At 44.2% G+C, this 25,326-nt stretch carries 24 protein-coding genes and 1 tRNA gene; 19 read left to right on the forward strand and 6 right to left on the reverse strand.

Going from position 1 to position 25,326, the window contains the following annotated elements:
* Positions 1-95: 95 nt before the first annotated feature.
* The 3 genes from AC0VYA_RS02950 to AC0VYA_RS02960 are packed head-to-tail and all read right to left on the reverse strand — an operon-like array spanning position 96 to position 2,111.
* Positions 96-1,394: a DUF3570 domain-containing protein gene (locus tag AC0VYA_RS02950; RefSeq protein ID WP_475489989.1), complete on the reverse strand. Its 1,299-nt coding sequence runs from the start codon at positions 1,392-1,394 to the stop codon at positions 96-98.
* Positions 1,385-1,624, reverse strand: a complete 240-nt coding sequence (locus tag AC0VYA_RS02955; protein ID WP_475489990.1) for a DUF4266 domain-containing protein — start codon at positions 1,622-1,624, stop codon at positions 1,385-1,387. The genes AC0VYA_RS02950 and AC0VYA_RS02955 overlap by 10 nt, the downstream gene beginning before the upstream one ends.
* A gap of 4 nt (positions 1,625-1,628) precedes the next feature.
* Positions 1,629-2,111, reverse strand: a complete 483-nt coding sequence (locus AC0VYA_RS02960) for a TlpA disulfide reductase family protein (protein WP_475489991.1) — start codon at positions 2,109-2,111, stop codon at positions 1,629-1,631.
* Between the two features lie 224 nt (positions 2,112-2,335).
* Between AC0VYA_RS02960 and AC0VYA_RS02965 the strand changes: the two genes are divergently transcribed.
* On the forward strand, positions 2,336-3,457 hold the full coding sequence (locus tag AC0VYA_RS02965; RefSeq protein WP_475489992.1) for a M28 family metallopeptidase: 1,122 nt from the start codon (positions 2,336-2,338) through the stop codon (positions 3,455-3,457).
* Between the two features lie 90 nt (positions 3,458-3,547).
* Here the strand turns inward: AC0VYA_RS02965 and AC0VYA_RS02970 are convergent, their stop codons facing one another.
* A complete protein-coding gene (locus AC0VYA_RS02970) occupies positions 3,548-4,123 on the reverse strand; it encodes a GbsR/MarR family transcriptional regulator (RefSeq protein WP_011573484.1) in 576 nt (191 codons plus the stop codon).
* A 502-nt stretch (positions 4,124-4,625) separates the two neighbouring features.
* Between AC0VYA_RS02970 and AC0VYA_RS02975 the strand changes: the two genes are divergently transcribed.
* The 3 genes from AC0VYA_RS02975 to AC0VYA_RS02985 all read left to right on the forward strand — a co-directional run bounded on the left by AC0VYA_RS02975 (position 4,626) and on the right by AC0VYA_RS02985 (position 6,265).
* The gene (locus AC0VYA_RS02975) at positions 4,626-5,189 is read left to right on the forward strand and encodes a lipocalin family protein (protein WP_011573485.1); all 564 of its coding nucleotides are present in this window, start codon (positions 4,626-4,628) and stop codon (positions 5,187-5,189) included.
* A 90-nt stretch (positions 5,190-5,279) separates the two neighbouring features.
* Positions 5,280-5,801 carry a hypothetical protein gene (locus tag AC0VYA_RS02980; RefSeq protein WP_475489993.1) on the forward strand — a complete coding sequence of 174 codons (522 nt, stop codon included), beginning with the start codon at positions 5,280-5,282 and terminating at the stop codon, positions 5,799-5,801.
* 125 nt (positions 5,802-5,926) lie between these two features.
* A complete protein-coding gene (locus AC0VYA_RS02985) occupies positions 5,927-6,265 on the forward strand; it encodes a zinc ribbon domain-containing protein YjdM (protein ID WP_475489994.1) in 339 nt (112 codons plus the stop codon).
* A gap of 96 nt (positions 6,266-6,361) precedes the next feature.
* Here the strand turns inward: AC0VYA_RS02985 and AC0VYA_RS02990 are convergent, their stop codons facing one another.
* Positions 6,362-8,116 (reverse strand): lysophospholipid acyltransferase family protein, encoded by a 1,755-nt coding sequence (locus AC0VYA_RS02990; RefSeq protein ID WP_475489995.1) that lies wholly within the window; start codon positions 8,114-8,116, stop codon positions 6,362-6,364.
* A 188-nt stretch (positions 8,117-8,304) separates the two neighbouring features.
* On the opposite strand from AC0VYA_RS02990, the gene pyrC reads away from it, so the two are divergent.
* From pyrC to dbpA, 5 genes are all read left to right on the forward strand, one after another.
* Positions 8,305-9,339, forward strand: coding sequence for a dihydroorotase (pyrC, locus tag AC0VYA_RS02995; RefSeq protein ID WP_011573488.1), 1,035 nt, complete (start codon positions 8,305-8,307; stop codon positions 9,337-9,339).
* A gap of 41 nt (positions 9,340-9,380) precedes the next feature.
* The gene (locus AC0VYA_RS03000; RefSeq protein WP_475489996.1) at positions 9,381-10,163 is read left to right on the forward strand and encodes a substrate-binding periplasmic protein; all 783 of its coding nucleotides are present in this window, start codon (positions 9,381-9,383) and stop codon (positions 10,161-10,163) included.
* 147 nt (positions 10,164-10,310) lie between these two features.
* The gene (locus AC0VYA_RS03005; RefSeq protein WP_475489997.1) at positions 10,311-11,066 is read left to right on the forward strand and encodes a substrate-binding periplasmic protein; all 756 of its coding nucleotides are present in this window, start codon (positions 10,311-10,313) and stop codon (positions 11,064-11,066) included.
* Positions 11,067-11,142: 76 nt separating this feature from the next.
* On the forward strand, positions 11,143-11,832 hold the full coding sequence (locus AC0VYA_RS03010; protein ID WP_473478048.1) for a crotonase/enoyl-CoA hydratase family protein: 690 nt from the start codon (positions 11,143-11,145) through the stop codon (positions 11,830-11,832).
* A gap of 28 nt (positions 11,833-11,860) precedes the next feature.
* Entirely contained in the window at positions 11,861-13,240 is a 1,380-nt protein-coding gene (gene dbpA, locus AC0VYA_RS03015) for an ATP-dependent RNA helicase DbpA (protein ID WP_011573492.1), read from the forward strand.
* An 82-nt stretch (positions 13,241-13,322) separates the two neighbouring features.
* Here dbpA and AC0VYA_RS03020 read toward each other — a convergent pair whose 3' ends face one another.
* On the reverse strand, positions 13,323-13,661 hold the full coding sequence (locus AC0VYA_RS03020; protein WP_475489998.1) for a PilZ domain-containing protein: 339 nt from the start codon (positions 13,659-13,661) through the stop codon (positions 13,323-13,325).
* Between the two features lie 482 nt (positions 13,662-14,143).
* Here AC0VYA_RS03020 and AC0VYA_RS03025 point away from each other — a divergent pair, with 482 nt between their 5' ends.
* The 10 genes from AC0VYA_RS03025 to rpoB all read left to right on the forward strand — a co-directional run bounded on the left by AC0VYA_RS03025 (position 14,144) and on the right by rpoB (position 25,265).
* The gene (locus AC0VYA_RS03025; protein WP_011573494.1) at positions 14,144-14,764 is read left to right on the forward strand and encodes an RraA family protein; all 621 of its coding nucleotides are present in this window, start codon (positions 14,144-14,146) and stop codon (positions 14,762-14,764) included.
* Between the two features lie 22 nt (positions 14,765-14,786).
* Entirely contained in the window at positions 14,787-16,628 is a 1,842-nt protein-coding gene (locus AC0VYA_RS03030; RefSeq protein ID WP_473478051.1) for an ATP-binding cassette domain-containing protein, read from the forward strand.
* Between the two features lie 200 nt (positions 16,629-16,828).
* Positions 16,829-16,905, forward strand: a tRNA-Trp gene (locus AC0VYA_RS03035).
* A 255-nt stretch (positions 16,906-17,160) separates the two neighbouring features.
* Positions 17,161-17,538, forward strand: a complete 378-nt coding sequence (secE, locus tag AC0VYA_RS03040) for a preprotein translocase subunit SecE (protein ID WP_006992801.1) — start codon at positions 17,161-17,163, stop codon at positions 17,536-17,538.
* A gap of 2 nt (positions 17,539-17,540) precedes the next feature.
* Complete coding sequence (gene nusG, locus AC0VYA_RS03045) at positions 17,541-18,113, forward strand: transcription termination/antitermination protein NusG (RefSeq protein WP_006992802.1); 573 nt, start codon at positions 17,541-17,543, stop codon at positions 18,111-18,113.
* Positions 18,114-18,515: 402 nt separating this feature from the next.
* Positions 18,516-18,944: a 50S ribosomal protein L11 gene (gene rplK / locus AC0VYA_RS03050; RefSeq protein ID WP_006992803.1), complete on the forward strand. Its 429-nt coding sequence runs from the start codon at positions 18,516-18,518 to the stop codon at positions 18,942-18,944.
* A 3-nt stretch (positions 18,945-18,947) separates the two neighbouring features.
* On the forward strand, positions 18,948-19,649 hold the full coding sequence (rplA, locus tag AC0VYA_RS03055; protein ID WP_006992804.1) for a 50S ribosomal protein L1: 702 nt from the start codon (positions 18,948-18,950) through the stop codon (positions 19,647-19,649).
* A gap of 364 nt (positions 19,650-20,013) precedes the next feature.
* Positions 20,014-20,532: a 50S ribosomal protein L10 gene (gene rplJ / locus AC0VYA_RS03060; protein ID WP_011573496.1), complete on the forward strand. Its 519-nt coding sequence runs from the start codon at positions 20,014-20,016 to the stop codon at positions 20,530-20,532.
* Positions 20,533-20,587: 55 nt separating this feature from the next.
* Complete coding sequence (rplL, locus tag AC0VYA_RS03065) at positions 20,588-20,959, forward strand: 50S ribosomal protein L7/L12 (protein WP_006992806.1); 372 nt, start codon at positions 20,588-20,590, stop codon at positions 20,957-20,959.
* Positions 20,960-21,236: 277 nt separating this feature from the next.
* The gene (gene rpoB / locus AC0VYA_RS03070; protein WP_473478056.1) at positions 21,237-25,265 is read left to right on the forward strand and encodes a DNA-directed RNA polymerase subunit beta; all 4,029 of its coding nucleotides are present in this window, start codon (positions 21,237-21,239) and stop codon (positions 25,263-25,265) included.
* Positions 25,266-25,326: the final 61 nt, after the last annotated feature.

A 25,326-nucleotide genomic window follows, 5' to 3' on the forward strand; every position in this document is an offset into this window, starting at 1 on the left:
CTTGACTCAAGGTTGTCCTACTTAGTTATGCGTTGATTTTTGGTGGGTGAATTCGCTATACATCCTACGCCAATATACCTTGAGCCAATCTCATATCAAAAGCTATAGCTAACCTGAGCAATAATGGCATCGATACTTGGGTAAAGATCTAGGCCTTGCAAAGCGCCTGGTTCATCGAACCCCGCATCTTTTGGACTCTGCTGATAATATTCCAGCCGAACCGCCCACTCGCGACCATTATCTAAGGTTTGTCCATACTTAAGGCCAATGGTGTACGCGGTCATTTCACCTAAACGATAATCTGCGCTGGCCACTGACGGTAGCAGTGAGCCTGCAAGCAAAAATGGCTGATAGAAATCTGCGGCGCTCTGCTGATAATAACGAAAGTGCGGTTGGATATAGCTGTTATCGGTTAGCTTCACTCTGAACCTGGAGTCCAGTGTATGCGAGTCAATATCCCAGTCATCGGTCGCATAACGATAAGAGACATCGGCAATACCGTAATCTGAGGCGTATTTGGTTTGCCAGTAGACACTTTGTTTAGTGCGCTTATCTGGTCGATTCTCGTGCAAAATATCCTGAGTAACACCTTCAGTGTTGACCACACTTAATAGTTTGTACGGGTCAGTGAGGTAACCATCAGCAACAGAATAACTGTAGTTAAATTGCATTAACATACGGCGATTGATTACCTGAGTCACACTCAAAAGTAAATCTACCGTATTTTTATCTTTGCTATCAGTGGTTCTGGTAGCATTAAATGCCGTTTCAAATGCGCTTTCATCGCTGAATTGACCGTTGTTGACCACCATTGTGGAAAGTCCGATCGGCGCTTCGCCAACAGGATCAATGCTGTCGTATTGGTAAGACACACCGGCAGAAAGGGTGGTGTTTTTTTGATTAAAGTCACGGGCCAGTGAGCCATTAACACCCAAGGATAAATAATCGTACTCTTTTGAGAGATGCACGCCTGTGCTACCTGTTATGTTCTCCCATAGGGGTTGGGTCCACTGTGCACTGAGCTGAACGCGGGTATCTTTAAAGGTATCATCTAACGGCGTTTCACCAGCATTGACCACGTACTGACCGTTGCCAGATGGGCGAGTAAAGGTTTGTACGTCTTGTTGGGCGACAGCGCCTGACGCTGAGGCGCCTGTGAGAGTATCGATGGCTATTTTGCCATTGAATATGTGTTCGTCGCCAAAATCTTTATTAGCGTTAAACACTCCCTCACCTAACTGCACTCTGTCGGTTTCACCGTAATAGAGTATGGCGGTGTCGAACTGCCATTCGTTAGCTTGTGTGTTTTCTTGGGCTTGTACACCTGAATTGAGCAGCGCGCAGGCGGCGGCAGCCAGAGACACGCTGATGTTATTATTTTTAGTTAGTTGCATCCGCAGCCTCCACCAGCAAAGGAGCGACCACCGCTTGTGGCTTCCTTACTGAAGTAAATATGATCGTCTAACCCGATATCTATACCCTCAGCATCCAAGGCCATTTCATCTTTTGCCAATAGGTCTCGTTGCCATGGTTTAACCCCTAGATCTGCGCAGCCATTTAAGCTGCAAAGTGCCACCAGAGTCGCGGCCAAAATCAGGCGCTTTTTAGTCAATTGAACTAGCATGTTATTACTCCGTTTCTTGTAATAGGGTGACGAGCTGCTGCTCGTAAGCAGATGCTTTTGCGTTGAAAAAACCTTTGTGGCTAAAGCGAATGCTGCCGTCTCTGGCGACTAAGTAACTGCTAGGCATACCGATGAGGTCGTAGCGCTGCGCAATTTCAGCGTCTGGGTCGAGTACGATGGGGAAATTAGCCGGAATTTTCTGTAAAAATGCTGTGACTAGTTGAGGTTCCGTATCTAGATTCACCGCGACAACCACTAAACCCTGTTCAGCATATTTGTGCTGCATGTCGTTCATCCATGGAAAAGATTGGCGGCAGGGTTTACACCATGACGCCCAAAAATCCACATAAACCACTTTGCCTTTAAGATCGCTCAGATGCACTGCGCCAGAGCGCGTCATATAGCTAAAATCTGGAGCGACGGTTGCATAGCCACTGCTGGAATAGCAGGTAAGGTACAAAACGAAAATAGATATGAAATTACGCATATTAAGCCGATAAAATAGAGAGAGAGCGTTAACCATAAAGCGTGAAACTTAAGAAACTCTTAATACGGGGAATTAATCCAGCCTAAGCGGTTTGTCATATGGTGAGTTAGCGCGACATCGCCGTTGGCTAGCGCCGACAACTAGTAAAGCGCCGACAGCTAGTAAAGTGCAGAAGGCATAGTTATTATGCAGGTTGTTGAAACCTAAAGTGAAAATAACATCCAATGAAACCGTTATTGTATCTTGCGCTTTGCGCCTTGTTTGCAAGCTCGTCCTCCCTGCTAGTGCACGCTGTCCCTCTATCGACTGAAGATTCAGCGCCTAATACGTTAATTGGCACAGGGGCATTGACTCACATTATTGCTCTGGCAGATGACAAGAAGGGTATTGGGGCAAGGCCAGCAGGCTCGAAACAAGAACACCAAGCTGCGCAGTATATTTTTCAGCAATTACAAAGAGTGGGGCTTAAAGCCGAGCAACAAACATTTGCCATTAAGGTAAACGAGAAACAGGCTACGTCGATAAATATCAGTGCCGTGATCCCTGGGAAGTCGAAAAAAAGAATAGTAATAGGCGCGCATTTTGATTCCACAGGTGTTGAACAAGGTAGTTTAGGCGCAACGGATAACGCCAGTGGCGTAGCGGTATTGTTGGCAGTAAGCGAACAGTTAGTGCAAATGAAAGCGCTTCCTTATAGCGTTCAAGTGGTATTTTTCGGTAGTGAGGAGATCGGTAAGTTAGGCTCTAACTATTTTGTTCGCGCTATGCCCCAAGCTGAGCTGAACAATATTATTGCGATGCTAAATTTAGACACCGTCATAGGTGGCGATGTGTTGTATGTGCATAGTAGTTCACCCACCGATTTTAGTTGTAAGAAAATCGAAAACGCTAAGCTAAACACCAGTGGTGTATTTAGAGATGCACTTTTGGCTTATGGCGCATCGCAGCCCTCATTACCTGCTCGATTTGAATTACATGAAGATTCAGAAGTCTTTGCAGCAGGTCAGACCGGCGATTGGTCAGATCATCAAGCATTCGCCTGTAACAATATCCCTATTGCGTACATCGAAGCGACGAATATGGACATTAATGGGCGAGGGGGAAAAGATGGTTACTCTCAATCCATTGAAGCGCAGTTCTGGACATGTTACTCAGGGAAAAAGATAGGCAGCTGTGACCCGGATAACGAAAAGAAATGGGGAGAAATTTGGCATACCCAATTTGACCGCTTAGACCGACTTTCTCCCGTTTTGAATACGCGTATGATGGATCAGCTTAAAGCCAACATCACTCTGATCGTGGGAGCGCTTAACGATCCTAACACCATGGCGAAGTTGGGTAAATGAGCCGGCGCTGCCACGAAGGGATTGCTTTCAAATTCGGGCTAATTCCGAATGTAATAGAATGAAGTGTTTGAGGAAAATACAAGTGTAAATCTATTCTTTATTGGGCTTTTTCTCGGGGGTCTTATTAGTTTTCATTAGCTTGTTCTTCATGTCGATGACTTTGCCTACGCCTGAACCTAATTTCATTAACGTGCCTAAGGTATCTGGGTTCATTTGCTGTAACTCGCTGGTCCATTTACTGATGGTTTCAAGTAAATCGTGTATTTCCTGTAACCGCTGTTGCGCGTATATCTCTTCTTTATTTTCAGGCGTTTCAAGCATAATACCGCGCAGCAAAGTCAGTGTTGGGTCCATTTCTCGTTTACGTCGTTCTTCAAACACCCGATTGGCCATTTCCCAAATAGTACCTGCACCTTGGTAATATTCTTTGCGGTCCCCAGGGATGTGATGTTGCTTAATTAACTGCCATGATTGTAATTCTTTTAAGCCCATACTGACATTTCCGCGGGATACGCTGAGCGCTTCTGCGATTTGGTTTGCACTTAAGGGCGTTTCACTGATGACCAACAACGCATACATTTGCCCAACGGTACGATTGAAACCCCAGCGGCTGCCCATTTCGCCAAAGTGCATGACGAAGGATTCGATCATAGGTGTCATTTGCATAAAGTATCTTATATATAGAAGTTTCAGTAATTATTGAAATTTAAACCTGCGCTGATGCTTTGTCAAACACCTTTGTCGCTGGATAAGGGGCTCATCACAAACGCTATTTTCTACTATTGGGACTGATTTAGTGCATCTATCCCCTATTTTTTTGCCGTAAATTAAATCGAATTAGTTGTTAGTTCAGTATGATACCTAGGGCCTGTTGAGCATTTAGAATCGAAATTTGTTCAATCTATCCTTGAAAGGATCCTTCGAGCAGCACATGTTTAGCATTTATGCTGCGTTGTCGTCTATTTATTGGGGATAGTCGAACTACTTAACCTGAGTTCTGGATAAGACGTGTCAGTCCAATGGGATTTAAACCTATAATTTAATGGCTTATCCAGTATTCAGGTTACTTAAACTCTGGTGTGTATGAAAACATTGAGCGGCAACGTTAAGCTGGAAAGATAAACAGACCCTTGTTGAGCCATAAACTAATTTTATAAGGACACCATTTATGCAATTAAAATCGTCATTACTCACTTTCTTCAGGGGGTTGCCAAAGTCTGGGTACAGGCTAGCGATTCTCTTGTTTGTCGTGCTTTTAAATGCTTGTACTTCTTTACCTGAAGGTATTAAACCGGTGAAAGATTTTGAGTTGCAACGTTATCTGGGCAAGTGGTACGAAATCGCACGCCATGATCACTCATTTGAACGAGGCTTGGAACAAGTAACAGCACAATACAGTATGCGAGATGATGGCGGTGTGAAAGTCATTAATCGTGGTTTCAACCCAGAAGAGCAGGAGTGGGACGAAGCCATTGGCAAAGCTTATTTTGTTGGCGAGCAAAACACCGGTCATTTGAAGGTGTCTTTTTTTGGACCTTTTTATGCAAGTTATGTGATCTTTTCGTTAGACATTGATGACTACGGTTATGCGATGATCACTGGACCCAACAGAGATTACTTTTGGATCTTGGCCCGTCAACCTGAGCTTGAGGATGATGTGCTGCAACGCTTGCTGACTAAGGCACGTGATGCAGGCTTTGATACTGAAAAGTTAATTTTCGTCAACCAGTGAAAGCAATGGCTAAGTGATTAATGTTTTTTGAAATGTTCGCCTCTTAGGCAGGGTCTTTTACCAATAGATACATGAAGTAACAGGAACCCTATGTTTAGCGACAATCAGGCACTTAATAGTCACTTAGAGACAGTAGAGCAAGCAAAAACGTTTTTAAAACATATCTCACATCATGCCTATCAAGACGTCATGACGCCCCATGTGGTCAGCAGTGCAGGTGCTCATATGCGGCATGTGATTGACCACTACTTGGCGCTCAAACAAGGAATAGAAAAAGGGGTTGTGGATTATAACTTACGCCATCGTGAGTCTGATGTCGCCCATTCAACTGCTTCGGCCTTACAAGCGTGGAATAGAATTGAGCATTGGTTATTAGATGTCTATCAATCTGATATGCATGCAAAGCTCACGGTGTTGAGTGAAACGTCAGTCAAGCAAACGTATGTGAATGAGGTTAACTCTACCCTTGGGCGTGAATTAGCTTTTGTGTCAAGCCATGCTATTCATCATTTTTCTTTGCTGGCGATAATTGCATCGCTGCAAGGGCAAATTACTCATGCGCTTTTTGGGGTGGCTCCCTCAACGGCAACCTACCAAAGAGCACAAGCTTAAGTCGTCAGTAAATTTGGTGTTTTTATATTTTTTGTGGATAATAGCGCCAAATTTAGCTTGGTTATCTATGAAACGTATATTGTTTTTAGGTTCAAGCATGGCATTAGTTAATAAAGGAACGCACCATGAGTGGCTTACCAAATTGTACGGCGTGTAACTCTGAATACACCTATGAAGATGGAAATATGTATGTTTGCCCTGAGTGCGGACATGAGTGGGCGCAGGGTGAAGACGGGACTGAAGACGATACGCCAGTTATCCGTGACTCAAACGGTAATACACTCGTGGACGGTGATACCGTAACGGTCATCAAGGATCTGAAAGTAAAAGGCTCATCGCTGGTGGTGAAAGTGGGCACTAAAGTGAAAAATATTCGTTTGGTTGATGGCGATCACGACATCGACTGCAAAATTGACGGTGTTGGTGCTATGAAACTCAAGTCTGAGTTTGTGAAAAAAGTTTAAGTCATTTTAATCACAAGTGTGTGATCGCGTAAAATAGCTGATCGCACGGTGACGAATAGCGCTCTATTTCTAACTGGGCGCTATCACTTCATCGTTTCATTGATTTTCTTGATGGCATTTATACGCCTTCCAGCCATCCCCTAAATACAGCCTGCCTAATTTTTCTGGGGCTTTAGCAAGCTCAACGCTGAGTAACAAACCTGGGGTGTGGTTAAAGTTGCAGTCTATCCCCAAACAATGAAATTTAGCGCCAAGCTTTTGATAATGCTTGAGCAGAATGGGTATGTCTTTACCATCACTTTCAATACCTGCTAACAGACTGGTTAGGTGTTTTTTCAATGGATACTGCTTAGCAAAGTCTGCTATTTCAGGTGGTACAGAGAAGCCCAATTGAGTGCGGGCTGTTGCGTTACGCGTCGGTGTGACCAAAGCATGCTCAATGAGACTGACACTGCGTGGGTCGTACAACTTACTTAATGAGACGGTGCCGTACAAAGTACGATATTGAGGGAATTGACAAACAAAGCGTCCTATTCCTCGCCAAAGTAGTAACAAACCCTGAAAGCTGTTTTGGTATTCTGGGATTAAAAAAGAGCGCCCCATTTCTAAACAAGGCGCCTGGCGGTTAATGAAATCAGCTGAGAAATTAAACATCGCGCTCAAATAGAAAGGGTCAATATTCAACGAAGCATTTGCTAATAAACGGTCCGACTGGCCCATTCGATAGGCGCCGATGATTCGGCCTAAATCGCGCTCAACGATGAACAAATGGGTGTAGGTTTTGTCAAAATCATCTGTGTCTAACGAGTTTCCGCTACCTTCATCATGTTCACGAAAAACCAGTTCGCGCAATCTGGCTATTTCTTTGACGGTTTGCGGTATTTGCTCATAGTAGGCGTAGTACACGTCTAAATTGCGATAACTCAGTAACGTTTGACTTTCATCAAGCTGGGCGAGCTCAGTATTGATGACTGAGCCCGGCACTTGGGATATTAAAGGTTGCATTGCTACCACGTTAGAAGCGGGCCAAGTGTGTCGCCAAGTCGGATCTTGGGTGTAACTTTGAATACGTTGCAGCGCTGACAATTCGATATCATCTGTATTTGCGGCAAAAGCGTTAGCGGGGACGCAAGTCGCCGCAGATATTTTAATGCTCGTATCGCGTTTATTTAATAACTCTCTGGGAAGCATAAGCATTCTCAGGCGGTAGTACACTCTTCCAAGACGGTAAAACAGTGGGCTATTTTCACCGCTTACAAACAGCGCTAAGTACTGGGCTCCAGTGCGAGTCACTAAGTTGGCAACAATGCGATTCCATTGGTGCTCACTAATGCGTTTTTTGTCCGCTTGATAGTAAGACACTCGCCCTGCGGGGAAAATCAGTAATGCGCCGCCTTGCTTCACGTGGCGCAAGCTCTCACGCAAGGAGGGTGCGTTTTTAGGATCGCGTTCAGAAAGCGGGTTAGTGAAAATAAAGTAATCTTTTAATTCAGTGAAAAGGGCGAGACCTTGATTGGCTAATACTTTCAGATCAGGCCGAACCTGGCCTATAACGTAAGCTAAAATCACCCCCTCAATTCCGCCAAAGGGGTGATTGCTGGCGATAACAAGTGGGCCGTTTTGAGGAACTTTTTTTTGTAAAACGTCAGTGCCTTCTACTGTTACATTGAGCGCCTCAAGTAGTGCTTTGGCGAACGCTTCTTTGTTTAAGCCAGTTAAGTGATGTTCGCGATATAAATGATCCAAACGATGAATGGCCAGTAGTTTGTCCAACAAACCCATTACACCGGTTAAAATGGCAGTTTGTTTTTCTTGGGGAACAAGATTCAGTAAGGTGATGGCTGTGGTCATAGGCGGTCCGAGGTCAATAGCTTAGGGCTGCGACACGTTTTACGTGCACTGGTTTTACTACTAGACCGTTATCAAGAGGTTTATTATTCAGCGACGTTAGGAATATCTTGGCTATTATATCCAAGCGCAAATTGCGGCATACTATGTAAGAACAATGACCTAACAAAATATGACTTAAGGCTATAATAATGCAGCAAATCACTTTGACCCAGCCAGACGATTGGCATTTACATTTTCGCGATAATGATATGTTGCTAGAAACCGTGCCTGCCACAGCAAGGACTTTCAAACGCGCTATCGTCATGCCTAATTTAGTTCCGCCGGTGGTGAATGCTGAGCTGGCAAGTGCCTATCGAGACCGAATTCTAGCGGCGCGCCCCCAGGGCAGTGAATTTGAACCCTTGATGACGCTTTTTTTAACCAATACCACCTCTATTGACGATATTCGAGCAGCGAAAAAAGCCGGTGTGGTTGCGGCTAAGTTATATCCAGCAGGCGCGACGACCAATTCTGATGCAGCAGTGAAGGGCATTGAAGCCTTGTTCCCCGTTTTTGCAGAAATGGCCGAGCAGGGTATGTTGTTACTTATCCACGGTGAAGTCACTGAAAGCCACGTCGATATTTTTGACCGTGAAAAATTGTTCATTGAGCAATTCTTGGTGAAAATTGTGAACCAATTTCCACAATTGAAAGTGGTGCTTGAGCATATCACGACCAGTGATGCAGTGGACTTCGTAAGTGCCAGTTCGCACAATGTCGCGGCAACTATAACCCCTCAGCATTTGCTGCTTAATCGTAATGACTTGCTGGTGGGCGGGGTGAGACCACATAATTTCTGTTTACCTGTGCTAAAGCGCAGTACCCATCAACAAGCGTTGCGAAAAGCAGTTGCGACAGGTTCAAGTAAATTCTTTTTAGGAACGGATTCAGCGCCTCACGAAAAAAGCGCGAAAGAATCAGCATGTGGTTGCGCGGGCTGCTACAGTGCGTGGAGCGCGTTGGAATTGTATGCTCAGGTATTCGAAGAATTAGACGCCTTGGATAAGCTAGAAGGCTTCGCGAGTCACCATGGAGCCGATTTTTATGGTTTACCGCGTAATACCAAGCAAGTAACTTTGGTAAAAGAGGAGTGGACTATTCCTGAAGTGATTACTTTGCCCAATGGCGAGCCTATCGTGCCATTTTTTGCAGGGCAAACAGTTAATTGGGCGCTCAAAGCGTAATGCACATACGCCGGGCGCTCATCACTGCTTGGTTAGGATTCATGTTGATTCCTGCTCTTTGCGGTAAAGCGCTCGCTCAAGAAAGTACGTCAGAACCCGCGTTTTGGGTTTTGACATCTTTGGAGCCACCTTTTAGCTTACGTAACGACAAGGGGCAGCTTGAAGGATATTTGATTGAGGTGGTTAGCGGTATTTTAGCCGAAGCAAACATTGAGCAAGAGATCCTCGCTGCGCCTTGGGGGCGCTTAATACAGGAAGCGCAAAGTAAACCTAATGTGCTGATGTTTCCACTGGCGCGCACCCCTGATAGAGAAAATGACTATCACTGGATTTTACCACTGACTTCAAATATTTACGGAGTCCTTGGTGCTACTGAAGATAAAAAGTTTGTAAAACGAAAAGAAGACTTGAATAAGGTATCGCCAATTGGCGTGCTCAAAAACGATTTTCGCCATAAAGTGCTGCTAGATCAGAATATTAAAGGTGTCATGCCTTTTGATGATTACGACGCAGCCGTTTCTGAGCTCTTATCGGGAAAGCTTAGCTCTTTGTTTTTCTCTGACGCTGGCTTACGTTACTTTTGTTTTAAACAAGGTGCGGATTGCTCACACTTTACTTTGCTCTATGAATACCAAACTCTCACCAGTTATATTGCCTTGTCAAAAGGTACTGATGCCCAACATATTGGTAAGTTAAAGACAGCCGCAGCACATTTCTTACGGGGTGCTAAATTTAAGGAAATACAACAACGTTGGTTAATGAAGCTACGCTCTCAAGGTCCATTTAAATTGCATATCGATCATGGGGTGCTCAACCTCTGGTAGTAGTCAAGCGGAGCCTTCATATTTCGAATTGATTAGGTGCGATTCATTAAAGTGATAGCTCTGACTCCTACATATTATTACACTAATAACATAATGATTTTTCAGCCAACGAATCGGGGTTTTTTATTATGCACTGGAGCGTATGCCGTGTTTCGTAATTTAACCTTAATCCTTTCCCTATGTTGCTTATTCCATCAAAAGGTCAGTGCCCAATCTAATCACGAAGAGTTAGCTTTAGCAGTTATTTATGCTGAAGGGCCGCCGTTTTACGTCTTTGATGAAAACACCCAGCGTTCAAGCGGCTTATTTATAGATATACTGCAACACTTAGCTCAGTCACTTGACCGTGATTTACGTTATTTACCCACCGCACGAAATAAAATAGAGCAGGACGTTTTGGAACAGAAAGCGGATGTGGCCTTTTTAGCGCCTAAGTGGTTAGATTCGCCTGAAAAACTGCTGTTCAGCGATCCCGTCTTTAGTTATCAACACGCCTTTTATGGGCTCAACGCGCCACAAGAGGGTGATAAACTTGCAGATACCGTCCATGGTAAAAGTGTCTGCTTGCGTGAAAATTACCGCTACCCAGAGTTGGATCCTTGGCTTAAAAGTGGGGTGTTGTCTCCCGTATATGTGTCTAGTCATTCTCGCTTATTTGACATGCTACAACTCGCGCGCTGCGACCTGATATACACCAATACATATAGAGCACGTTGGACGCTGAACGCAAATCACTATGATAAGGCCGTGTTCCAGTTGGGCACGATGGGGTTAACCGATGAGATAATGTTGGCTTTTTCACCTCGTTGGACAGACAAGATCCCGCAAGTTAATGCCATCATTGAGCAAATGCGTCAATCCGGTGAAATACAAGACGTTATAGATAAGAACTTGAATCAATAGCGTGCTGAATAAATTTAAGTAACTAAATTAATGTGTTAACAAATAAAAACACTAACGAATATATGAAAGGACAACTATGACTGAATTAGTGCAATACCAATGTGAAAACAATGTAGCAACCATAACGTTAAATAACGGCAAGGTGAATGCGTTTTCTCACGCTATGATCGATCAGCTCAATGGCGCGCTTGATAAAGCATCAGCGGATGAGGCTGTAGTGGTCATCAAAGGTCAACCAGGCATGTTCTCTGCAGGGTACGATTTAAGCGTGATGCAGGAAAGTATGGAAGCCGCAATGAAATTAGTTGAGAAAGGTTCGACATTGACGCGTAGAATGCTGTCCTTTGAATATCCTATCATTGCTGCCTGTACAGGGCACGCTGTTGCTAAAGGCGCGTTTGTGCTGTTAGCCTCTGATTATCGAATTGGGATTCAAGGTAAGTTTAAAATTGGTTTGAACGAAGTTGCCATTGGCATGACCATGCATCAAGCGGGTTTAGAATTAGCGCGTGGACGATTAGCCCCAGTGTTTTTCAATCGTTCCGTGATATTAGCTGAAATGGTATCAGTTGATGATGCTGTCACCGCTGGTTTCCTAGACGTAGCGGTAGCACCGGACGCATTTGAGCAAACCGTCGCCGCCACCGCGCAAGCGATGACCAAATTAAATATGAAAGCCCATAAACAAACTAAGTTAAAAGCCCGAGCCGGACTGTTAGACGCGCTAGACAAAGCGATTGAAGTTGACCGTGGTTCGAGTCTTTAACGATTAAAGACATAAATGAGAGAATGTTGTGAGTAAGGAATTTTCCTCCCTGGGGCTAGAAGCAGCCTTGTTAGATAATTTGCAAAGTATGGGGTTCAGTCAAATGACTGAAATTCAAGCCGGAACGCTACCTGCTATTTTAGAGGGGCGTGATGTAGTGGCGAAAGCCAAAACCGGAAGTGGTAAAACCGCTGCTTTTGGCTTGGCTCTATTGCACAATTTAGACGTGAAGCGCTTTCGTGTTCAAGCTCTAGTGATGTGTCCTACCCGAGAGTTAGCGGAGCAAGTTGCTCTCGAAATCCGCCGTTTAGGGCGCGGTATTCACAATATTAAAGTGTTGACGTTGTGTGGTGGTACGCCTATGGGGCCACAAATTGGCTCACTGGAACACGGTGCTCATATTATCGTTGGCACACCTGGACGTATAATGGATCATCTTTACAAGCGCCGTTTGGATTTATCGGAAGTTAATACGCTGGTATTGGATGAAGCAGACCGTATGCTTGATATGGGCTTTGAAGATGAAATGGATGCCGTTATTAAAAGTGTGCCCGAGCAGCGTCAAACCTTGCTGTTTTCTGCGACCTACCCAGATTCAATCGCCGCGATCAGTGGCCAAGTGCAAAAAAGCCCATTAGAAGTCACTGTTGAATCCACCCACGATACCGACACCATAGAGCAAGTATTTTTCGAAGTAGAAGATGCACATCGTACAAAAGCTGTAGCAGCGCTATTAAGTCATTATCAACCTGAATCAGCAATTGTGTTTTGTAATACAAAAATAGCCTGTCAGGAAGTGGCTGATGAGCTGCAGTCCATGGGGGTATCAGTACTAGCTCTGCATGGTGATTTAGAGCAGCGTGAGCGTAACCAAGTGCTAGTGCGTTTCGCAAACAAGAGTGCCTCTGTGCTGGTGGCAACGGATGTGGCCTCACGGGGCTTAGACATTAAAGAAGTAAACGCTGTGATTAGTTATCACATTACGCCCGACCCAGAAGTACATATTCATCGTATAGGTCGCACGGGCCGAGCGGAATCAAAAGGGGTTGCACTAACACTTGTTGCGCCAGATGAAATGGCCAGGGCAAACGCCATTGAAGATTACCAAAAAGCGAAACTGAAATGGACAGGCATTCAAGCCATGCGTTTTCATGCTAATCGCTTGATCCAACCACAATACAGTACGTTATGTGTTGATGGCGGTAAGAAAGCCAAACTTAGGCCAGGAGACCTACTTGGCGCTTTGACCAAAGAAGCGGAGATCCCTGGGGATGATATCGGTAAGATCCATATCACTGAATTCCACGCCTATGTAGCAGTAAAAACGCGCAGTGTTAAGCGGGCCATGCGTCAATTAGGTGAAGGTAAAATCAAAGGGAAAAAGTTTAAAGTGCGTAAGTTTAACTGAAACGCCCAGTAAAATGTTTTGAATATAAAAAAGGCGATGAGTGACTCACTCATCGCCTTTTTCGAATCAGTTTACCCGTGCTCTAACTCGAAAACACTCTACTCCTATGCTTATTAGGCATCTTTTTATGCAGCATTTGTCTGAACTCATTAGAATCATAAGCAAACAACACTCCAATCCCTTGTTGACTGCAATGGGTTATCAAGCCTTTTTGCAGTAACAGCGCGTCATTTTGTTGCGCGTCGGTAAAATATAACTCTATAAAGTCATCTGGACGGAGTTCAGGATGTGGCATTTCAATAAACGCGCCGAAAGGGCTTATATTGCGGGTACAGGTTTCGCCCATTTCTTTTCCCATATGGCGAACTTTCACTTCAAGGGCTAAGGGGGCTCGGTTACTCGTGCGGTGATTCAAGGACATTAAAACCTCTCTTTTTGACGTTGTGTAACAAGCCTTGTAAGTATACAAAATATATATCAGACGTCATGTTTTTTCGGGATTAAAATTGACCTTGAACAATATGGTGAACATTCAACTGATTTATGTATACCTAAGGGCATACCTATTACATGGCGAGCTTATATACGAAACGATCTGTTTAACGGCGCACACTGGGATCAAAAACCACTTTACGCATTCTGAGGAGGCACTTATAAATGTGGATTGGTATTATCAATTAGCGGATGCCAGCATTGGGTAAACGAGATACTATTTAATATAGAAAAGAATACAGTTGAAAGAATTTCGACCTCTGTCATTTTACACTGCCGGGAATTGAACCGCTCTACACTTAGCCTATACGTGTATCTTGAGGGGGATTTCCAGGCGGCGCCTTGAATAGAGAGAGTTTTTACGTAGTACATTTTTAGGTGCCTTGCGCACGTCAAATTATAGGGTGATATATGTTAACCATGGCTGATTTTGTAAAAGTGTCTCCCTGTGAATATTCAGAAGGGTTAGGGCGTGAACAATTTGTAGATGGCGCTATTAGAGAGTTATGGCCGCAAATGCCTAGAATTGCAGGACCAGCATTTACGGTTAAATGTGCGAAGGGTGATCATCTTAGCCTACATGCCGCTATATACCGTGCAGCCCCAGGAGACATCATAGTCGTTGAAGCGGACCCTGAGTTTGCCAGCGCAGGGGGAAATGTATGCGCTGTCGCTCAGCAACGGGGGATTGCGGGCTTTGTCATAGATGGCGTCATCCGTGATTTAGGCGAGGTACGAGATCTGCAATTTCCTGTCTATGCCCGTGGTGTTATTCCAGTGCCAGCTAAAAAAGAGCAAATTTTGCCTTTTAATCAACCAATTAACTGCGGCGGTGTACGCGTCTGTGCTGGGGATATAGTCGTGGCTGACGAAGAGGGTATTGTGGTTATTCCGAAAGCGTTGGCCGAAGAAGCTTATCGTTTGGGGAAAGAAAGAACAGACAAAGACGCAGCAATGTCATTAAGTGAATGGCGTGAAGCTCATGAAGCCAAAATTGAAGCGACCCTCAAGGCTTTAGGCTTCCAAGATTAATTTAAGTAAATAAGTAGTTGATATGTTTTCATTTTTTGAACGGTTAGTAGAGCCGTTCCCACAGGATATGCCTGGGCAACCTCCAGAAGGCTTGGTGGCGTTTTGTCGTTATTATTCCAAAGGAATGTGGCCCGCTATTTTTGCAGTATCGATACTTGCAGCAGCTATCGCCATGTTAGAAGTGTCGTTATTTGGATTTGTTGGGCAGTTAGTCGATTGGCTGGCGTCCAAAGATCCTGACACCTTTTTAGCCGAAGAAAAAAGTAGCTTGATATGGATGGGAGCCGTGGTACTGGTGATTTTGCCTAGCTGCGTAGCGCTGCAATCATTGATTAACCATCAAACACTCATGGGTAATTATCCCATGCGCATTCGTTGGCAAGCGCACCGGTATTTGATTGGCCAAAGTATCAGCTTTTTCCAGAATGAATTTGCCGGCCGCATCGCCACCAAAGTCATGCAAACCGCACTGTCGGTTCGTCAGTCGGTCATGCAGCTACTTAATTTATTGGTATACATCAGTGTCTATTTTCTCAGTATCGTGGTCATGGTGTTTAGCATTGATTGGCGATTGAGTTTGCCTTTAATCTTGTGGCTGTGCATATACATAGGTGTTCTACGCTACTTTGTGCCGCGATTGAAACGAGTTGCTCAGCGCCAAGCTGATGCACGTAGTGTGATGACCGGTAGAATAGTCGATAGTTACAGCAATATTGCTACGGTTAAGCTTTTCTCGCACACCAGCCGTGAAGCCGATTATGCCTATGAAGGTATGAATGGGTTCTTGCAAACGGTTCATCCGCAAATGCGTTTGGTTACCTTGCTTAATACCTGTGTGTGGTTCAGTAATGCACTGTTAGTATTCTCTATCAGTGCTTTATCCATCTACCTTTGGTTAGAAAAAGTGGTGACGCCGGGGGATATCGCTATTGCTATTACGTTGTGCCTTCGTTTAAACGGCATGTCTCAGTGGATCATGTGGGAAGTGTCATCCCTTTTTGAAAATATAGGTACAGTACAAGACGGGATCAATACCTTGTCTAAACCGACGGCGGTTAAAGATATTGACAATGCGCCGCCTCTTAGCGTCAGTGGTGGGGCGATTACCTTTTCTGATGTGACATTTAATTACCCTGGGCCTGAAAATAAGCAGATAGAGGTGTTTAACAACCTTAATATCGATATAAAACCGGGTGAAAAGGTTGGGTTAGTTGGTCGTTCGGGGGCGGGTAAATCGACACTGGTTAACTTGTTACTGCGCTTCTTTGATGTGCAAAGCGGTAAGATATTAGTCGATGGGCAAGACGTGAGCGAAATTAGTCAGGAAAGCTTACGTTCTCATATCAGTATGGTTACCCAAGATACATCGCTGTTACATCGTTCTGTGCGCGACAATATTTTATATGGTCGATTAGGTGCCAGTGAAGAAGAAATGCTGGCCGCTGCGAAACAGGCCGAGTCCCATGAATTTATTCAAAACCTATCCGATTTACATGGGCATACAGGGTATGACGCACAAGTCGGCGAGCGTGGTGTTAAGTTATCTGGGGGCCAGCGCCAACGTATCGCCATTGCGCGGGTCATGCTTAAAGATGCACCTATTCTTATTCTGGATGAGGCTACATCAGCTTTAGATTCTGAAGTAGAAGCCGCTATACAAGAGTGCCTCAACAAGGTGATGGAAAATAAAACGGTTTTAGCCATTGCTCACAGGTTGTCCACTATTGCCCAAATGGATCGGTTATTAGTGCTGGACGATGGTCGTATAGTTGAGTCGGGTACACATAATGAGCTGTTGGCGCACAATGGTATTTACGCCAAGTTATGGGCCCATCAAACCGGTGGTTTTATCGGTGTTGAGTAAAGACCAGGGTAAAGCATACATTCACGGTACGCTTTATCCTCGTTTTCATCTTGTATAACACCGACTAATAAGTATAATACGCCTCCCTCCTTATTAGTGATTCTGAATTTTTCCACAAAAATCTAAGACGTCATAAGGATGGTGTAAGTAAATTTAATCACTCAATTACGTGATAAGTGAGTGATTAAGAGCAGTATTTTAGGGGTGTAGTTCCAATTGGTAGAACAGCGGTCTCCAAAACCGATGGCTGGGGGTTCGAATCCCTCCACCCCTGCCAAATTAGGTCAAAGTTCAGAGGCGTTATACTGCAGCTGAATAGTAAAAATGTAGAAGGTTGAGGGATGAGAACGCCCGCGGGTTCGACAAATTGTCTGGAACGATTTGAACCGCGTCAGCGCCGCTTGCGGTCAGTTACAGGGAGGTAACTGAGATCATCCCTCCACCCCTGCCACTTTTGACATTGAAACTAAGTGTATAGGCAGACGTTTGCACCATTGATGACGTCGCGATTAAGTTAGTATTAGGTAATAGCATGAGCGAAAAAGCGGAAAATAGTTCAAATCCATTAGACTTAGTTAAATGGCTAGTTGTTTTGGTTTTGTTAGGTGGTGCGGTTGCAGCAAATTCCATCTATGAAGATATATCAGTACTTTATCGCGCACTTGGTGTCGTCGCAGCTGTCCTTGTTGCCGGTTTTATTGCCGCTTCAACGGAAAAAGGTAGCAGCTTTTTGACCTTCGCTAAAGATGCTCGCACGGAAGTACGAAAAGTTGTTTGGCCCACCCGCCAAGAAGCAACACAGACGACAATTATTGTTTTAGTTGCTACAGCCTTCATGTCACTAGTACTGTGGGGCCTTGACCTCATTATCGTACAGTTAGTTTCTTTTATCACCGGCTTAGGAATTTAATCATGTCAGAAATTACAGAAAATGCGGACGTGCCAGAGAAGTCAGATAAAAAGTGGTATGTCGTTCAGGCGTTCTCTCAATATGAAGGGCGTGTGAAAAAGACACTTCTTGAATATATTAAAATGCACGAAATGGAAGATTCTTTCGGAGAGATACTCGTTCCTACCGAAGAAGTCATTGAAATGCGCTCTGGCCAACAACGTAAGAGTGAGCGTAAGTTCTTCCCAGGTTACGTATTAGTACAAATGGATATGAACGAAGATTCATGGCATTTAGTCAAAAGTGTTCCTCGTGTGCTTGGTTTTATCGGTGGTACATCTGACCGCCCAGCGCCTATCACCACAAAAGAAGCTAATGCTATTTTGAATCGCCTTGAAGAAGGTGTTGATAAGCCAAAACCAAAAACATTGTTCGAACCAGGCGAAGTGGTACGTGTTACCGATGGTCCTTTTGCTGACTTTAACGGCGTGGTTGAAGAAGTCGATTATGAAAAGAGCCGCTTAAAAGTATCGGTGCTTATTTTCGGTCGCTCAACACCTGTAGAATTAGAATTCGGCCAAGTCGAGAAGGGGTAAAAGCGGGGCTTTCGGAAGCTTAGCTTTCGCCGCTTGCACGACCGGCAGGGATGTCGGGCTGGAACCTGTCACAGGAAGTGTACGAAGAGACAGCGCTAGGCTGTCTTTTTTGTTAATACATCGATGTTTCGAAAATTCGGATGGTTTGACTGGCAATTGGCGCCAAAGATGGCGTCGCAGAAATTAAAATAAAGATGTCCAAACGACATCTTTTTTTGATTTTAAATCGAACATTATACAGCTTATGGTTTCGACATGAACTGGATAAAGTTCGTACATAATGGTTGCGAAGGCTTTATAGTTAGTCTATACTTCGCGGCCCTTTTTGTTGAACGGGAAGCCAATTAAGCAAGCATTCTCAGTGTTTGCGAGGCGTTTGACCCATTAATTGAGAGTATTATCATGGCTAAAAAAGTCACAGGCATTATCAAATTACAGGTTGCGGCTGGTGCTGCTAACCCAAGTCCGCCAGTTGGTCCAGCATTGGGTCAAAAAGGCGTTAACATCATGGAATTCTGTAAAGCATTCAACGCTAAAACAGGTGACATGGAAAAAGGTTCTCCCGTTCCAGTAGAAATTACTGTTTACGAAGACCGTTCTTTCACATTCGAAACCAAGACATCACCTGCTTCTTACATGCTTAAGAAAGCCGCTGGTATCAAAAGTGGTTCTGGTCGTCCTAACACTGAAAAAGTGGGTAAAGTGACTCTTGCGCAACTAGAAGAAATTGCTAAAGCGAAAGAACCAGATCTAACTGCAGCTGATTTAGAAGCAGCTGTTCGCACCATCGCTGGCTCTGCACGCAGCATGGGCTTGGTAGTAGAGGGATAAGAAATGGCTAAATTAACTAAACGCGCTCGTCTTGTACGTGACAAAGTAGAAGCGACGAAAGAATACGATTTCAATGAAGCGGTTGCTTTGTTGAAAGAACTTGCTACCGCAAAATTCGCTGAAAGTGTTGATGTTGCTGTAAATCTTGGCATTGATGCACGTAAATCTGATCAAAACGTTCGTGGCGCAACTGTGCTTCCTAACGGTACTGGTAAAGAAGTACGTGTTGCTGTTTTCACTCAAGGTGCAAACGCTGAAGCTGCTAAAGAAGCTGGTGCTGACATCGTTGGTATGGAAGACCTAGCTGAGCAAGTTAAGAAAGGCGAAATGAACTTTGACGTAGTTGTTGCATCTCCTGACGCAATGCGCGTTGTAGGTATGTTAGGCCAAATCTTAGGCCCACGTGGTTTAATGCCTAACCCTAAAACGGGTACAGTAACGCCAGACGTAGCGACAGCGGTTAAGAACGCTAAAGCTGGTCAGGTTCGTTACCGCAATGACAAGAATGGTATCATTCATGCCAGCATCGGTAAGATTGCTTTTGAAAGCAACCAAATCGAAGAAAACTTAGCTGCTTTGATTGAAGCTGTTAAGAAAGCCAAGCCTTCATCGGCTAAAGGCGTATACATTAAGAAAATCAGCTTAAGCACTACTATGGGCGCGGGTATTACCATCGACCAAGCTAGTTTAACAGCAGCAAGCTAATTTTAGCCTTAGTTTAGCTAAGGCACTTGTAAGTAGTTGGATTTTTGACTACTTATTCTCTCTAGAAAGGTATGGGTTGGAGTCATTGTTTTCATTAACACATGACTCCCGTCCAAGACCGCAGGCGTAAAGCAGTAACTGAAGTAAGAGAGCAGTTACACAGATTGCAAAGTCATAAATGCTTTACTTAAAACAATAGCCTGCGCAGACGGTGATTTCGACTCAGACTCTCTGGGATTAACGAACACCGTAGAGCGGTAGAATACTTAGCCTGAGTTAATCAAGATAAGCGTTCTATCAATCTGTGAATCCTGAAAAGTGTTATTTAATAATAGGCTTTTCAGACTTAAAGAAGGTGAACACAGTGGCACTAGGCTTAGCAGCAAAGAAAGAGATCGTCGCAGAAGTTAGCGAAGTTGCATCTCAAGCTCTATCCGTTGCCGTTGCTGAATACCGTGGTATGGAAGTATCAGAACTAACTGAACTTCGCGTTAAAGCTCGTGAGCAAGGCGTATATCTAAAAGTTGTTAGAAATACTCTAGCTAAGCGCGCATTATCCGAAACTAAGTTCTCTGATTTGGAAAGTGCCTTAACTGGTCCGTTAATTTACGGATTTTCGATTGAAGCACCAGGCGGTGCGGCGCGTCTTTTTAAAGACTTCGCTAAAACGAATGCCAAGTTAAACGTAACTGCCCTTTCTATTGGTAGTGGTCTATTGGGTCCTGAGAAATTGGACGCAGTGGCAGCATTGCCTACCCGCGACGAAGCGCTTGCGAGATTGCTTGCAACCTTCAAAGCACCTGTTGGGAAATTCGTTCAAACTGTTAACGAAATTCCTTCCAAGTTTGTGCGCGTATTGGCAGCAATCAAAGAAACCAAATAATTTGGTTCCTTTGTACATATAATTTTTTAATCATTAAACCCAGGAGTTTAGAGAAATGGCTCTAACCAAAGAAGATATTTTAAACGCAATTGCTGAAATGCCAGTAATGGACCTTGTTGAGCTTATCGAAGCTGCAGAAGAAAAATTCGGTGTAACAGCGACTGCTGCTGTTGCTGCCGCTGCTCCTGCTGCTGGCGGTGAAGCTGCTGCAGAACAAACTGAATTCGATGTTGTTTTGACATCTTTCGGTGGTAACAAAGTTGCTGTAATCAAAGCGGTACGTGGCGCAACTGGTCTTGGCTTGAAAGAAGCTAAAGAAGTAGTTGAAGCTGCACCGAAAGCGATTAAAGAAGGCGTTGCTAAAGAAGAAGCTGAAGAACTTAAGAAGACGCTTGAAGAAGCTGGCGCTGAAGTTGAGCTTAAGTAATCTGTCTAACGACAGGTTACTAGCCTGAAAAGGCTTAGGCTGGTGATTTTATAATCACCAGCCTTTTTGCGCTGTAGGATAAAGTATTTTCATCCTTTAAAATTTATTCTATTTGTTAGCGCAAATTACATTTAAACCTAAATAAAACCAATAAGTTAAGTAAGCCTCTTAATGACTTTGGTAAACGGTTAAAGTGTAAAATAAAGGGTGCTGGAAGTTTGCTTTATAGAAAATCTATTTAGCAAGTTGGGTCAAAAATCGGCAGGCTGAGGAACCCATGGTTTACTCTTATAGCGAAAAGAAACGTATCCGTAAGGATTTTGGCAAACGCCCACAGGTATTGGAAATACCGTATCTACTTTCAATCCAGCTAGATTCTTTTAAAAAGTTTATTGACCTTGACGTCGATGGTCAGCATGGACTGGAAGCAGCATTTCGATCAGTTTTCCCAATAAAAAGTTACTCTGGTAACGCAGAATTACAGTACGTAAGTTACCGTTTAGGTGAGCCCGTATTTGACGTAAAAGAATGTCAAATCCGTGGTGTAACCTTTTCAGCGCCTTTGCGTGTTAAATTACGTTTAGTGTTGTTCGATCGTGAAGCAGCACCAGGCACAGTAAAAGACATCAAAGAGCAAGAAGTTTACATGGGCGAAATTCCGCTCATGACTGAAAATGGAACTTTCGTCATTAACGGTACTGAGCGAGTCATCGTATCTCAGTTACACCGTTCGCCAGGCGTATTCTTTGATCACGATAAAGGTAAAACTCACTCATCAGGTAAAGTGTTATATAACGCGCGCGTTATACCTTACCGTGGTTCGTGGTTAGACTTTGAATTTGACCCTAAAGATAACCTTTATGTTCGTATCGATAGACGCCGCAAATTGCCTGCGACTATCATGCTACGTGCATTAGAAATTCCTACCGAAGAAATTCTTGGTATGTTCTTTGAGAAGAACCAAGTACGTATCGACGGTAATCGTTTCATGTCTGATATCGTGCCAGATCGCCTTCGTGGTGAAACTGCACAATTCGATATTTTAGACTCGGATGGCAATGTGCTTGTAGAAGCAGGCCGTCGTATTTCAGCTCGTCATACCCGTGCGCTTGAAAAAGCCGGTATCGTTGAACTTGAAGTACCAGCTGAATACTTAGTTGGCCGTGTATTCGCGTGTGATTACGTGGATCAAGAAACCGGTGAACTTGTTGTTGCTGCAAACGATCTATTAACACTTGAAAATGTTCTGGCACTTAAAGAAGCCGGATATACAACGTTTGAAACTTTGTATATTAACGAACTTGATCACGGTGCTTATATCTCTGACACCTTGCGCATTGATAGCTCAACTAACCGCCTAGAAGCGTTGGTTGAAATTTATCGCATGATGCGCCCTGGTGAGCCACCAACGAAAGACGCAGCAGAAACGTTATTTACTAACTTGTTCTTCTCCGAGGATCGTTACGATTTATCGTCTGTTGGACGTATGAAGTTCAACCGTCGTTTAGGTCGTGAAACATCTATCGGTGCAGGCACATTAGACAAAGACGACATCGTTGACGTAATGAAGCAACTGATCACTATTCGTGACGGTAAAGACGACGTTGATGATATCGATCACTTGGGTAACCGTCGTATTCGTTCTGTTGGCGAAATGGCCGAGAACCAATTCCGTGTTGGTCTAGTTCGTGTCGAACGTGCCGTTAAGGAACGTTTGAGCTTAGGTGATTTAGACGCTGTTATGCCTCAAGACCTTATTAATGCGAAGCCTATTTCGGCTGCGGTTAAAGAGTTCTTTGGCTCAAGCCAGTTGTCTCAGTTTATGGATCAGAACAACCCGTTGTCTGAAGTAACCCATAAGCGTCGTATTTCAGCCTTAGGCCCGGGCGGTCTTACACGTGAGCGTGCAGGCTTCGAAGTACGAGATGTACACCCGACTCACTATGGTCGTGTATGTCCTATCGAAACACCTGAGGGACCAAACATCGGTTTGATCAACTCGCTGGCGAGTTTCGCTCGTACCAATGATTTTGGTTTCCTTGAAACACCATATCGTAAGATTGTTGACGGTGTCGTGACTGACGAAATCGATTACTTATCAGCAATCGAAGAAGGTCAATTCTCAATCGCACAGGCTAACGTTGTGCTTGATGAATCTGGTCGTCTTGCTGATGACTTGATCCCTTGTCGTCACCGCGGTGAAACAACATTGAAAGAAAGCTCTGAGATCACCTACATGGATGTATCTCCGCAGCAAATCGTTTCAATCGCAGCCAGTATCATTCCGTTCCTAGAACACGATGATGCTAACCGAGCTTTGATGGGTGCGAACATGCAACGTCAAGCAGTACCAACGCTTATCGCAGATAAGCCACTTGTTGGTACCGGTATGGAAAAAACAGTTGCAGTTGATTCTGGTGTAACAGTGGTAGCTAAACGCGGTGGTCGTGTCGACTACGTTGATGCAAGCCGTATTGTTATTAAAGTTAATGAAGAAGAAACGGTTGCCGGCGAAGCGGGCATCGATATCTACAACTTAACTAAGTACACCCGTTCTAACCAGAACACCTGTATTAATCAGCGTCCTACTTGTAATGTTGGTGAGCCAATTGTTGCGGGTGACGTATTAGCCGATGGTCCATCTACTGATTTAGGTGAATTAGCGCTAGGGCAAAACATGCGTATCGCATTCATGCCTTGGAACGGTTATAACTTCGAAGATTCAATCTTGATCTCTGAGCGCGTTGCTATGGAAGATCGTTTCACCACAATTCATATTCAAGAATTGAGCTGTGTGGCACGGGATACCAAGTTAGGGCCAGAGGAAATCAGTTCTGATATTCCAAACGTGGGTGAATCTGCGCTGGGTAAATTGGACGAATCTGGTGTTGTGTACATCGGTGCTGAAGTCAAAGGTGGCGACATCTTAGTGGGTAAAGTTACCCCTAAAGGTGAAACACAGTTAACACCTGAAGAGAAACTTTTACGAGCTATCTTCGGTGAGAAAGCATCTGACGTTAAAGATACTTCATTGCGCGTGCCTAACAGCGTTCGCGGTACTGTCATTGATGTACAGGTATTTACTCGTGATGGCGTAGAAAAAGATAAGCGTGCACTTGAAATTGAAGGCATGCAGTTACGTCAAGTGAAGAAAGATTTATCAGACGAATTCAATATTCTTGCTGATGGCATCTTCGCTCGTGCTAAAAACTTGTTGATTAAATCCGGTATCGAAGAGTCTCGTTTAGAGTCTGCTCAACGTGAAAAATGGTTCGACCTAACGCTAACAGATGAAGACGCGCAAACTGAGCTTGATCAAATTGCTGAGCAGTTTGTTGAAATCAAAGCTGACTTTGATAAGAAGTTCGAAATCAAGCGACGCAAGATCACTCAAGGTGATGATCTTCAACCAGGCGTTCTTAAAATCGTTAAGGTTTACTTGGCTGTTAAACGTCAAATTCAACCTGGTGATAAGATGGCTGGTCGTCACGGTAACAAAGGTGTTATTTCAACAATTAAACCAGTTGAAGACATGCCTTACGATGTTAACGGTACGCCGGTAGACATCGTATTGAACCCATTGGGTGTACCGTCACGTATGAACATCGGTCAGATCCTTGAGACTCACTTAGGTATGGCTGCTCATGGCATAGGCGTGAAAATCGACCGCATGTTAAAAGAGCACGAAGAGATGGCCAAGTTACGTAGCTTCCTTAAAGAGGTTTACGGTGCTGGCACAACTCACCAAGAAGTGGATCTTGATAACTTCAGTGATGACGAAATTACCCGTCTAGCAGATAACTTGCGTAAAGGTGTGCCTATGGCAACACCAGTGTTTGATGGTGCTACTGAGGCAGAAATCAAACATATGCTTACGCTTGCTGATCTTCCTGAAAGTGGACAAATCGCTTTGTTTGACGGTCGTACTGGACGTGAATTTGAACGTCCAGTAACAGTTGGCTACATGTACATGTTGAAACTTAACCACTTGGTTGATGACAAAATGCATGCTCGTTCAACTGGCTCATACAGCTTGGTTACACAGCAGCCGTTGGGTGGTAAAGCTCAATTCGGTGGTCAGCGCTTCGGAGAGATGGAAGTATGGGCACTGGAAGCATACGGTGCCGCTTACACCTTGCAAGAAATGTTGACAGTTAAATCTGATGATGTGAATGGTCGTACTAAGATGTATAAAAACATCGTTGATGGTGATCATCGCATGGAACCTGGTATGCCAGAATCTTTCAACGTATTGTTGAAAGAGATTCGCTCACTAGGTATCAACATCGAGCTGGAAGAGCAATAAGCCGCGTCTGCAGAGCTTATAGACAGGATAGTCTGATGGGTGTTAATCCATCCATCAGGCT

This window comes from Paraglaciecola sp. QJM3NY_14 (assembly GCF_056173245.1).